The organism is Psychrobacter sp. TWR1-1-1, from assembly GCF_049895865.1.
GTDB lineage: Bacteria > Pseudomonadota > Gammaproteobacteria > Pseudomonadales > Moraxellaceae > Psychrobacter > Psychrobacter immobilis_A.
In genome coordinates this window covers 20,091-32,425 of the sequence record NZ_JAFCTE010000014.1, presented here as the reverse complement: position 1 = coordinate 32,425, position 12,335 = coordinate 20,091, and the positions used below count along the sequence as shown (strand labels likewise).

The 12,335-nt window shown below is 44.1% G+C and carries 11 protein-coding genes; 5 read left to right on the top strand and 6 right to left on the bottom strand.

Annotated features, from left to right (window positions below; all coding sequences use genetic code 11):
* Positions 1 to 41: 41 nt before the first annotated feature.
* From ubiE to ACP69U_RS11820, 4 genes are all read left to right on the top strand, one after another.
* Positions 42 to 1,178: a bifunctional demethylmenaquinone methyltransferase/2-methoxy-6-polyprenyl-1,4-benzoquinol methylase UbiE gene (gene ubiE / locus ACP69U_RS11835; RefSeq protein WP_314884827.1), complete on the top strand. Its 1,137-nt coding sequence runs from the start codon at positions 42 to 44 to the stop codon at positions 1,176 to 1,178.
* A gap of 118 nt (positions 1,179 to 1,296) precedes the next feature.
* Positions 1,297 to 2,001, top strand: coding sequence for a hypothetical protein (locus ACP69U_RS11830; RefSeq protein WP_314884828.1), 705 nt, complete (start codon positions 1,297 to 1,299; stop codon positions 1,999 to 2,001).
* 137 nt (positions 2,002 to 2,138) lie between these two features.
* On the top strand, positions 2,139 to 3,800 hold the full coding sequence (locus tag ACP69U_RS11825; RefSeq protein WP_314884829.1) for an ABC1 kinase family protein: 1,662 nt from the start codon (positions 2,139 to 2,141) through the stop codon (positions 3,798 to 3,800).
* A 185-nt stretch (positions 3,801 to 3,985) separates the two neighbouring features.
* Entirely contained in the window at positions 3,986 to 5,401 is a 1,416-nt protein-coding gene (locus ACP69U_RS11820; protein WP_314884830.1) for an FAD-binding oxidoreductase, read from the top strand.
* Between the two features lie 92 nt (positions 5,402 to 5,493).
* On the opposite strand, the gene ruvB is transcribed toward ACP69U_RS11820, so the two are convergent.
* From ruvB to ACP69U_RS11795, 5 genes are all read right to left on the bottom strand, one after another.
* Positions 5,494 to 6,474 (bottom strand): Holliday junction branch migration DNA helicase RuvB, encoded by a 981-nt coding sequence (gene ruvB, locus ACP69U_RS11815; RefSeq protein WP_314884892.1) that lies wholly within the window; start codon positions 6,472 to 6,474, stop codon positions 5,494 to 5,496.
* 202 nt (positions 6,475 to 6,676) lie between these two features.
* Positions 6,677 to 7,297 (bottom strand): Holliday junction branch migration protein RuvA, encoded by a 621-nt coding sequence (gene ruvA, locus ACP69U_RS11810; RefSeq protein ID WP_045446946.1) that lies wholly within the window; start codon positions 7,295 to 7,297, stop codon positions 6,677 to 6,679.
* A gap of 94 nt (positions 7,298 to 7,391) precedes the next feature.
* Complete coding sequence (gene fba, locus ACP69U_RS11805) at positions 7,392 to 8,429, bottom strand: class II fructose-bisphosphate aldolase (RefSeq protein ID WP_045446949.1); 1,038 nt, start codon at positions 8,427 to 8,429, stop codon at positions 7,392 to 7,394.
* A 555-nt stretch (positions 8,430 to 8,984) separates the two neighbouring features.
* Positions 8,985 to 9,371 (bottom strand): hypothetical protein, encoded by a 387-nt coding sequence (locus ACP69U_RS11800; protein ID WP_314884833.1) that lies wholly within the window; start codon positions 9,369 to 9,371, stop codon positions 8,985 to 8,987.
* 259 nt (positions 9,372 to 9,630) lie between these two features.
* Positions 9,631 to 10,845 carry a phosphoglycerate kinase gene (locus ACP69U_RS11795; protein ID WP_314884834.1) on the bottom strand — a complete coding sequence of 405 codons (1,215 nt, stop codon included), beginning with the start codon at positions 10,843 to 10,845 and terminating at the stop codon, positions 9,631 to 9,633.
* A 356-nt stretch (positions 10,846 to 11,201) separates the two neighbouring features.
* Between ACP69U_RS11795 and ACP69U_RS11790 the strand changes: the two genes are divergently transcribed.
* Complete coding sequence (locus ACP69U_RS11790) at positions 11,202 to 11,531, top strand: TraR/DksA family transcriptional regulator (RefSeq protein ID WP_193008300.1); 330 nt, start codon at positions 11,202 to 11,204, stop codon at positions 11,529 to 11,531.
* 48 nt (positions 11,532 to 11,579) lie between these two features.
* Here the strand turns inward: ACP69U_RS11790 and ACP69U_RS11785 are convergent, their stop codons facing one another.
* Positions 11,580 to 12,248, bottom strand: coding sequence for a thiamine phosphate synthase (locus ACP69U_RS11785; protein ID WP_314884836.1), 669 nt, complete (start codon positions 12,246 to 12,248; stop codon positions 11,580 to 11,582).
* Positions 12,249 to 12,335: the final 87 nt, after the last annotated feature.

Here is a 12,335-nt window from a genome sequence, read left to right as displayed (position 1 = left end):
TGCAAACCAATAATCATAAAAGTGAATAACAGGATAATGCTATGACCGATAACACCCATAATAACAACGCGCATCTCAATCAAAAACCTACCATCAATGGTCACCTGCAAGATAAATTGGTCAGAGATAGCATCACCCACAATCAAAACATCACGGCACAAGTGCAAGCACGTCAAAACTATGAAACTAATACCACGCTTAATACGGGTATTGATGCTGGCGTAGAAAACAGTAAGAAAAATGACTTTACACAAGTCCAAGACCTACCAACGGGAACGCCACAAGGCCAACAAACCACTATGCCAAACCATACTACCAGTAACAACGCCAATAGCAACACTGTAGATAATGCATCTGCACAAACACAAACCGCCAAACAAACGCTTTTTAACCAGCGTGATGACATCAATAATCCGCATACACCTGATGTTGATGGTAATGAAGAAACGCATTTTGGCTACAAGACCGTCAATAAGGCTGAAAAACAAGCGCGCGTGGCGGACGTATTTACCTCAGTCGCCAAAAAATATGACATCATGAACGACTTAATGTCCTTCGGTATTCATCGCTTATGGAAGCGTTATGCGATTAGCTTGTCAGGCGTGCGTGCGGGTCAACATGTGCTTGATATCGCTGGTGGTACAGGTGATTTAGCCAAAGTATTTAGTCGTGAAGTCGGCAAAAACGGTCATGTAGTGTTATCAGATATCAATGCCGCCATGTTAGAAGTCGGTCGTGAACGCTTAATCAATGCTGGCTGCAATAACGTCGATTTTGTACTTGCCAATGCAGAAACACTCGCACCATTTGATGACAATAGCTTTGATTTGGTTACTATCAGCTTTGGTCTACGTAATGTCACGGACAAAGACGCAGCGCTCAAATCGATGTATCGCGTGCTGAAGCCAGGTGGACGTTTATTAATTTTGGAGTTCTCAAAACCTGTATTTGAGCCATTGTCTAAAGCCTATGACTTATATTCATTTACCGCCTTACCTATTATGGGCAAGCTGATTGCCAATGATTCTGAGAGTTATCAATACTTGGCCGAATCGATTCGTATGCATCCTGATCAACAGACGTTGAAACAAATGATGCAGCAAGCGGGCTTTGAAAATTGTGATTATCATAACTTGACGGCTGGTATTGTCGCTGTCCATCGCGGCTTTAAAGCGTAAGATTAAGTTTTAAATTACATTACATAGTAATAGACATGCCATCACGTAAAGTGGTGGCAACTGACCTTTACAAATGATGCGCTCTTTTAAGGCGCTCAACTGACTATGCGAGAGCCTTATGCTGACTGTTCTACTTTTGGCGGGTGCCGAAAAGCTGATTAACCTTGCTATTGCGAGTGATGAAATTACCAAATCAGGATTGGCACCGCTTGCTGGCAAAGTGTTGCGACTCAATATGGCCATGCCTGAGATTCGTTTGGATATTTTATTCACTCATGAGCGTTTGCGTTTTGAGCCGGTGACAACAGACAGCATGTTTGAGCAAAGTGGCGCGATGAACGAGCACCAACAAGCCACTATGGAGCGCGCACGGATTGGTCATAGTCGCCCAGACTGTACCATTACTGTAGATAACCCAGCGCAACTGCTGAATCTGATGCGTGGCACTGAGGGCAACCTGCCTATCGCGGGTGATTACAAGGTACTAATGCAGCTCAAACAACTGGTCGCAGGTTTCGATCCAGATGTTGCAGGACAGCTTGAGCCATTTATTGGTAAGCCGATGGCCAGTCAGTTGCATCTGCTTATATCGCAGCTTAAAGGCAGCTGGCGCCATAGTGCCAAACGCGCTTTTGACGATGTCAGCGACTGGGCTAATGAGGTAGCAGGTAATAGTGCTCCTGATCCTACCGAGGCAGCAGAAGTAAATGATCTTAAGCAGCAACTGTTAAAGCTGCGGGCTGATGTCGAACGTGAAGAGGCCAAACTTGCTGCTATCAAAGATGAACAGGCACGCTTTCTCAATAACTCGTTTCATCAATAACTGTTGTCGTCGATGATCGCTAAATCCTATTATCAACAGCGCTTTTTATAGATAAGTGCAATTTATAGACAAGCACAGTTTATAAATAAGTGCAGTGCCCACCCTATTTTCGACTTTTTTTAGAGTACCCATACCTCATGCTATTATCTCATCGCGCCCGTTTACTTGAGCTTTGGCGTATCGCCGCAACTTATCGCATCGATACTCATCTTTCTATCGAAGACGCGCCACAGCTGCAACCTTTGGCGCGTTTGATTCGCCTACATCCAGCGGCGTGGGGTAAAAAACACCAACCCAATGCGATTAAATATGCGCTTGAAGACATGGGCACACTGTTTTTAAAGCTCGGACAACTATTGTCAACGCGTCGCGATTTAGTGCCGCCTGAGATTATCGAGCAATTGGTTCAGCTACAAGACAAAGTCAAACCTTTCAATTCTGATGTGGCCATTACCCAAATCCAAGACCCTAAACACGGTCTTGGTCAATCGATTGGTACCTTGTTCGCACGCTTTGATGTCAAACCTCTAGCGGCGGCTTCTATTGCCCAAGTACATACTGCTGCGCTGCATGATGGTCGTGAAGTGGTGGTAAAAGTGGTGCGTCCTGATATTCGTACCACCATTATTGCTGATTTTGAGCTACTACGTGAGCTGGCCAATTGGGCATCTGCGCGTATTGAAGCGGCACGTGCCATCCATATCGTCGATATTGTCGAAGACTATCGCCAAGTGATGTTAAACGAGTTGGATTTGACCTTAGAGGCAGACAATACCACTCAGATGCGCAACAACTTCTTGGGTTCCGCATTGATGTATGTACCAGAAGTCTATGATTCTGCCAAAAATGTGATGGTCATGGAGCGTATCCAAGGCGTTCCTATCTCGCAAGTTGCAGTGTTTGATAAGCTTGGTTATGACCGAGCAGCACTAGCAGAAAAAGGCTTAACGATATTTTTTACCCAAGTATTCCGCGATAACTTTTTTCATGCCGATATGCATCCGGGTAATGTCTTTGTAGAGACGCCACCGGTTAAAACGCTCACTGCCGATATGGCAGCGTTTGACTTAGGGCACGAGCCGCGCTATATCGGGCTTGATTGCGCCATCATGGGTACGCTATCAAAAGACGATCAGCTCATTGTGGCGCGCATGCTGTTGGCGGTGATGAATAACAACTTTACGGCGATGGTTGATATCGTCAGTAGAGCTGGCTGGATTCCACCAAATACAGACAAGCATGCCCTAATGCGCGATATGAAACGCACGGTTGGACCTATGCTACAAAAATCTATTAATGATATCGACTTTGCTGGTGTCTTAATGCAGATTTTAGATATCGCTCGCCGTCATCATATGAGTATTCCACCGCAACTCATGCTGCTATTGAAGACCTTGGTTCATGTCGAAGGACTCGGTCGCGACTTGTATCCTGACCTTGATATCTGGTCACTTGCCAAGCCGATTTTAAGCAGCTGGATTAAAGAGCAGCTCGATCCGATGCGTAACTTGCAACACTTACGCCAACAGTTGCCAGAGATTTTATTATCGACGACTGATATTCCAAAGCTACTGGATCAAGGCTTACAAAGCATTGCCTCACAAGGGTCACGCCAAGACAGTCAACTGCGAGAAATACAACAAATTCGTGCGGATATGCTTAATGATCGCCGCCGAGATTGGCTAGCACTGTCAGGTTTTGCCATTTTCATCGCCATTGCAACACAGGTTGTTGGCTGGCTCTCGCCTATCTTTTATATATTGGCTATTTTGGTTGTCGTTTGGCGTATTTTCGCCTAACGCTCTGTTATTTTTAATAAAAATAAGTATTGGTTAATAGCCATTACTATCTAATTTTTATTCAATAAGCTCTCACTCACTTTCATTGCTTTTTAGTGATATTTAAAGTGAGTGAGAGCTTAGTTTTTACATTGCCTCATTTCTCATTGTGTCGTTAAAAAAGACGCCCTGTATAGGAGTCACCCATGTCTACCGCTAAAATATCAATTGCTAAAAAAGACCACAGCGAGGCTATTGCTGCCTTACAAACTCGTTTCGGTAAACAACTTACTACCAATATAACGGTACGTGAGCAGCATGGGCATACGATGACGTGGCTTGCCAATCAGCCACCCGATGCCGTCTTGACAGTACAAGATAAGCACGAGGTAGCAGCTGCGGTGGAGATTTGCAATCAGTATCAAATGCCAGTGATTGCATTTGGTATTGGCTCATCCTTAGAAGGTCAATTAAATGCGCCATATGGTGGATTATGCATCGATATGCACGCGATGGATGGAATATTGCAGGTACATAATGAAGATCTGACAGTGACCGTACAACCAGGTGTCACACGTGAGCAGCTCAATCACTATTTACGTGATACAGGACTGTTTTTTCCAATAGATCCGGGTGCCAATGCCAGTATCGGCGGTATGGTCGCCACTCGCGCTTCAGGCACCAATGCGGTACGCTATGGCACGATGAAAGACGTGGTACTCGCGCTTGAGATAGTCACCGCGAGTGGAGAGATTGTCCGCACTGGTACCCGTGCCAAAAAATCTGCAGCGGGTTATGACTTGACGAGATTAATGATCGGCTCAGAGGGTACGCTTGGTATCGTCACCGAAGTCACACTTAAACTGTTCGGTATTAGCGAATGCATTGGTAGCGGTATTTGCCATTTCCCAACGATTGAAGATGCCTGTCAGGCAGTGATGCTGACCATTCAAATGTGCTTGCCGATTGCGCGCATTGAGTTACTTGATGCCATGCAAATTAAAGCCTGTAATCAATATGCCAATCTTGATCTGGATGAGACGCCTACCCTATTTGTAGAGTTTCATGGCACAGATGCCAGCGTCGCTGAACAAGCTCAAATGTTTACGGATATTATCGAAGAATTCGGCGGTCGTGACTTCGCTTGGGATACCAATGAAGCCGAGCGCAAGCGTCTGTGGCAAGCACGGCATAACGCTTATCATGCCAGCTCTGCTCTACGTCCTGAAGCCAGCGCCTTATCGACGGATGCTTGTGTGCCCATTTCACGCTTAGCAGAATGTGTCAGTGAGACAGCAAAAGACATCGAAGCGTCGGGCATGATTGGGCCTATCGTCGGTCACGTCGGCGATGGTAATTTTCATGTTTTGTTATTGGTCGATACTGAAAATTCTGAAGAAATCGCTACCGCTGACGGCATTATTAGCCGCTTAGCTACCCGCGCTATTGAGATGGATGGTACTTGTACAGGTGAGCATGGCATCGGGCAAGGCAAACAAAAATATATGCAGCAAGAGCACGGTAACGCCTTAGTGCTGATGCAAGCAATTAAATCAGCACTTGACCCTAACAATATCTTAAATCCAGGTAAAATATGGCCTGAGGCTTTACCCACTGTTTAACTGTTAAATGGTGATTATAAGAAACCAAAGCCTAAAAAATGCCCCTACGTTTAACTAGAGTATTAAACGTAGGGGCATTTTTTAGGCTAATTTCATAACATTTGGTCAATCGCCATCTGGGTCAGTACGCGTCCACGTGCGGTACGTAATACATAGCCTTGCTGAATAAGGTATGGCTCAATCACATCCTCAAGCGTACCGCGATCTTCAGCCATTGCTGCTGCTACCGCTTCAACGCCAGCTGGACCACCATCAAAACGTTCGTGCAATATCTCAATATAACGTCTGTCCAAATGATCAAGACCACGTCTATCAACTGCCAGCATATCGAGCGCACTGCCCGCAATCGCGCCATTAATGCTACCGTCGCCTCTCACTTCAGCATAATCACGTACACGGCGTAATAGACGATTGGCAATCCTTGGCGTACCACGCGCACGGCGAGCAATTTCCACCGCGCCATCTTCACTCATCGGTACACGCATCAAACGGGCGGCACGACTCACAATCGTGGTCAAATCAGCAATATTATAAAATTCGAGCCGCTGCACAATACCGAAACGATCACGCAGTGGTGAGGTCAATAATCCTGCTCGCGTGGTTGCCGCGACTAAGGTAAACGGCGGTAAATCCAGCTTGATAGAGCGTGCCGCAGGCCCTTCACCAATCATAATATCCAGCTGAAAATCTTCCATGGCGGGATACAGTATCTCTTCAATAACAGAACTCAATCGATGAATTTCGTCGATAAATAGCACATCACCCTCTTCTAGATTGGTCAGCATGGCTGCCAAATCACCGGGGCGTTCAAGCACAGGTCCTGAGGTAGAACGCAAGTTACCACCCATTTCACGAGCGATAATATTGGCAAGGGTTGTCTTACCTAACCCCGGTGGACCAAAAATAAGCGTATGATCCAACGGCTCATTGCGACCACGCGCTGCGCCAATAAACACTTCCATCTGCTCACGTACCACTGGCTGACCAATGTATTCAGCCAATAATGCCGGTCGAATATTAGAATCAGGCGCATCGCCTGCCCCTTCGAATGGATTAATCAAACGATCTTGCATCATAGGTTTTATCATTATATTAAATCATTATTTTTAAAGAACAGGTATAAATAGCATAACCAAACGCTACGTATAAGTCATGCAAAACATCATAAAGCAGCTACCAAATAAAGCACAGCCTAAAACGAAAATAAGCGACAATGAATGTCGCTTATCTGTTTAAGAGTTATTGATACTTATTAATAATAGTGAGCTGAATGAATCAAAATCCTGACAACTGTTGCAATGTGGCTTTTAGTAAACCTTGCGTATCGGCAAAGGTATTACCATTACTCTTAGCAGCTTTAATCGCTTGCTGTGCCTCTCTTTCTTTATAGCCCAAGCTAATCAACGCGCCTTCTACCTCAGCGATGATGCTGCCCTCGTGAGACACCTCAGCAGGTTGCATGGCAAACTCTAAATGACTGCTATCGACTTCGATATTTTTCAGCTTATCTTTTAACTCAATCAATAAGCGCTGCGCTGTCTTTTTACCGATACCCGGAATACGGGTTAATGCCGTCTCTGACTCTTGCTCGACATGCATCTTTAGCTCAGCAGCTGACATCGCAGATAGCATTGCTAACGCCATTTTTGCGCCAACGCCATTGATCTTGATCAATTGACGAAAGACGTCACGCTCTTTACGATCGATAAAGCCATAAAGTAGCTGCGCATCTTCACGTACATGAAAATGCGTCCAAATGCTCGCCTGTTCATTGAGACGCAACTGGCAAAATGACGGTAGCGGCAGCTCTATATCGTAGCCGACACCAGAAGTAGTCATGACACAGGCAGTCGGTGCCATCAAATACTGCACTTGACCACTAATCAATCCAATCATAATCCACTACCTTTATTAGAGCTGATATAAAAAATGAACTGAGCTGCTATTTAATGATAAATGCTATTAAATAAGCATATCTTGTTGGCAACGCTTATTTATAAAAATCGACCATACCTTCAAGGCTAATTGGGCGAATTTTATGTGCCTGACCCGCAGAACCAAAGGCTTCGAAACGATTGGTACAGATATCTGACATCGCAACCATAGAGGCTTTGAAGTATTTACGTGGATCAAATTCACTCGGGTTTTCAGCAAGGAATTTACGAATAGCGCCCGTTGATGCCAAACGCAAATCGGTATCGATATTTACCTTACGTACGCCATGCTTAATCGCTTCAACGATTTGCTCAACCGGTACACCATAAGTCTCACCGATGTTGCCACCATTTTCATTGATGACTTTTAGCCACTCTTGCGGCACTGATGACGAGCCATGCATGACCAGATGAGTGTTAGGAATACGGGCATGAATCTCTTTTACGCGCTCAATCGATAGAATGTCGCCTGTCGGTGGACGGGTGAATTTATACGCACCATGACTGGTACCGATAGCAATGGCTAACGCATCGACGTTGGTGTCTTTAACGAACTGTTCTGCTTCATCAGCACTGGTCAATAGCTGCTCGTGATCTAATACGCCTTCTGCGCCAGAGCCGTCTTCTTCACCAGCCATACCAGTCTCAAGGCTACCTAAGCAACCAATTTCACCTTCTACTGAAACACCGCACGCATGTGCCATCTTGACAACTTCGCGAGTCACGCTGGCATTGTAATCATAATCCATTGGCGTTTTACCATCTTCACCGAGCGAGCCGTCCATCATTACTGATGAGAAGCCAAGCTGAATTGAGCGTTGGCAAATCGCTGGTGACATACCATGATCTTGATGCATAACGACTGGAATATGTGGCCACTCTTCGATAGCAGCAATAATCAGATGACGCAAAAACGCAGAGCCCGCATAACTGCGTGCACCAGCACTAGCCTGTACGATAACAGGAGAATCACAGGCGTCGGCTGCCATCATGATTGCACGCATCTGCTCTAAATTATTGACATTGTAAGCAGGGACACCGTAGTTATTTTCGGCGGCATGATCTAGAAGTTGACGTAACGATATTAAAGCCATAAGACGCTCTCTGATTAAATTTTGAATATGATATTAAGAAATCATTCTTAAAAATACGATGTTGCAACAATTGCCCTAAAACCCTAGCCTGATAATAGCCAGACCAGCAAAAAACTGGTGTTTTTTGATCGTAATTATTACGCCGTGATTATAGCAAAAATTGCTAGCGCTTCGTAGCGGTTAACCGACTATTTCTTTCTTTGCTTGATTCAACAAACAGAATGATAGCGAGTTTTATAAAGTAACTTGATAAGTTCCATATGATACGCAGCTAATTGAAAAAACGGATAAACCTTGTGCACCATATTTTTGACTGACTAGGGCCTACCCTCAATTCAATCAATGGATATTTAAATGGGCTAAAAATGAGGACACACCCTAACCTCTAGATTATAATTTTAAATACAAAAAAGCCTTGGCTATCACCAAAGCTTTTTAAATATTTTGAGGGCTTATACAGCAATCAATATCTGCAACCAACAGCTTAATAAGCTATTCATCAATCGATAAATTAGTAGCTCAATGGCTTAGGTTCAGTTGCTTATGTATTGATGATTAATACTGTTGTTCTGCTTCTACTGCGTTTTCACTGGCTTTATTCTCAACAGCAGATGCGCCATCGGCAACCACTTCAGCAGTTTTGGCAACGGCTTCATTTGCGCCTACCACAACTGCTTCACCAGTGTTTTTTAGTGCATCTGTAGCAGCAACACCGGCAGTTTCAGCGCCTTCGGCAACTTCAGTACTAGCATTTTGTGCAGCAACTTCAGCTTCAGCAGCAGCGGCTTCTGTTTCAGCAGCGGCAGTATCAGCGTTAGCAGCAACATCATCACCAGCAGACTCAACAGCAGCTTCGGCGTTCTCTTCTGTTTGTTGGCTACATGCAGTGATTGCAAAAGTACCAGCAAGTACGCTAGCAAGTAATAAATGGCGTTTTAACATAATAAATCCCTCATAAATAAAGCATGTCAAATACATGATTTGCGCTATTTTATAGAGTGCAAATTAGACATGCAATCATAATTTTCAGTATAGAAACAAATAATTACTACTTAATAATAATGAGTGGCCACTGACTCTTATTTCTCTTAAAACAACAACATAAGAATAGTAGCCAAAATATTATTGATACAGCGTACATGAGATGATGAGGCTAAATTGTACGGCTAATGTTACTCATCTGCTAAATATCGTTAAAGTGCTACGTAACAATCTGTAGAGCAGCAACCGCAGGCAATACTTTGCCTTCTACAAACTCTAAAAATGCGCCACCACCTGTTGACATGTAGCTAACGCCATCTGCCACTTGATATTTATCAATTGCAGCAAGCGTATCACCACCACCAGCAATCGAAAATCCTTCGCTGTTTTTAACGGCATTTGCTATGATTTGTGTGCCCTGACCAAAAGCATCGACTTCAAAAACACCGACCGGACCATTCCATAAAATGGTTTTTGCATTGATAATAGCATCCGCTAATTGCTTAGCACTTTCTGGAGCGATGTCCAATATCATATCATTTTCGCCAATCGCATCGACAGATTTGATGGTCGCAGTGGCTTGTTGTAATGAGCCTGTGAAGTCAGCAAAATCAATCTCATTTTTATCAGCAACGACAACATATTCAGGTAATAAAATTTCAGCCTTAGTCATAATGTCACGAGCTGTCTCAACCAAGTCCGCTTCATAAAGTGATGCACCAACGCTATGACCTTGCGCGGCTAGGAAGGTATTCGCAATACCGCCACCAACGATAATCTGCGAGCATAATTCAGACAAACTGTGCAGCACTTCTAGCTTTGTCGATACTTTTGAACCACCAACGATTGCCAACATTGGCTGTGCTGGGGTTTCAAGTGCCAAGCTTAACGCATCAAGCTCAGCCGCCAATAAAGGTCCTGCACAAGCTGTTTTTCCTGCTCGATGCATAGCTTGGGTAACGCCTTCTGTTGAGGCCTGTGCGCGATGTGCGGTGCCAAATGCATCCATCACGAATACATCGCATAAGTCAGCGTACTTCTGTGCTAAATCCGCATCGTTTTTCTTTTCGCCCTGATTAAAGCGTACGTTTTCTAATAGCACGACCTCGCCTGCTTGAATTGCCACGCCCTCTGTAAGGTAGTCATTGTTTAAGCTAACGGGCTTTGAAAGTTGTGTGGCTAATTTATCACTTAAATACTCAGCAACTGGTGCTAGCGAATATATCGACTCAGGACTGCCTTCAGTTGGACGACCTAAATGTGAACAAACTATAACGGCTGCGCCTTTTTCTAACGCCATCTTAATCGTAGGCAAACTGGCTTGCAGGCGTGCATCACTGGCGACTTTACCGTTTTTAATAGGCACATTGAGATCTTCACGAATCAACACCACTTTATCCGTTAAGCTCAGCTCACTCATACGCAAAAAATTCATTACCTGCTCCTATGCATCATCTCTTGTTAATCTATCGGTTGGCTTTTTACTCATTGCTGAAAAATTTTTATCAAATCGGCTGCTCTTGTCTGTGGCTTTATAAAAGTAACCAAGCAAGAATTTGAGGCGGTGTATTCTAGCAGTTTTCTAGCAAGTGCTCATAAAGAACGCACGATTAAATTTTACTCGGGCGTGTCCTTATTTTGAAAATGGGGATAAAAATAAGACAAATGGCTAAATTTTAATAAAAATCAGTAACATTTCGTGGTGGCACTTAGTAATAAGGCTGTTTAAGATGCTATTAGTACTGATAATAAATAATACCTACAATAAAAATAACCCATTAGGAGAACCCAATGAGTATCGACCTTCAAGCTGCCAAACAAGACCTACTGACACTTAAAGAAGAATATGAGACTCGTATCGATAAAATCGAAGATCATATCCAAAACCCGCAAGACGACCTCAATGAGCATTGGGAAGACCAAGCCATCTCTTATCGTCAAAACGACATGCGTACAAATTTGATGGTTGAAGCCCGTCAAAGTTTGATCTATGTCGAAAATGCACTAAGCCGTATTGAAAACGGGACTTATGGTAAATGTGAAGTCTGCGGTGAGCAAATTGAAGAACAGCGCTTACAAGCACTGCCTTACGCTACCCTATGTATGGAACATGCTGAATAACGACCCATTTTACTCTACGACAGCCATTCCAAATCAAAGTTCTAGTGATCAAGTAGGCATTTTCCATTGAGAGAATGCCTGCTGCCATTGTTGACAGCGCGCAGCGATTTGATCCACAGGCAAATCCATAATATCCCCAACGACCGCCACGTAAGTAATCGGCAAACCTGCCAGCTCGGTGACATTTTCTGCCGTCAAGCCACCGATGACACATATCGCTATATTTTGCTGACAGCCATCTATGAGCTGCTGGCGCGAGATAATATTGGCGTTAGGTTTTGTATTTGAGGTAAAAATCGCACCCATAGCGGCATAGCTTACGCCCTCATTTTTTGCTTCTTCAACCAATTCCACATTGCCATGACAAGTGCGTCCGATCACTTGGTTTGGTTGGAGTTCGTGCTTAGCATCAGTGACTTCGCCATCTTGTTGACCCAAATGCACACCAACGCCGAGCTTGGCAGCCAATTTAATATTGTCATTGATGACGACTGGTACGTTGTACGCTTTCGCCAACTCAACTATTTGTCTAGCCTCTTCGTATAGACGAGACTCACCATCAGGTAGCGCCAGTATCTGCTTGCGACGAATTTGTAATAGCGCGATGAATCCTGTTGCTAGTGCTGCTTCTAATTTGCGATACAGCAGCGCAAACTCATCGTCATTGGTCAGTAAATATAATTTTGGCGCTGATATAACAGTCGGTGTTTGGGTCATATTATTTTTCCTAGAGTGTGTCCTCATTTTAAAAATGGAGATAAAAATGAGATAATTTTTTAGCCCATGTAGAAGTCCATTGATTAA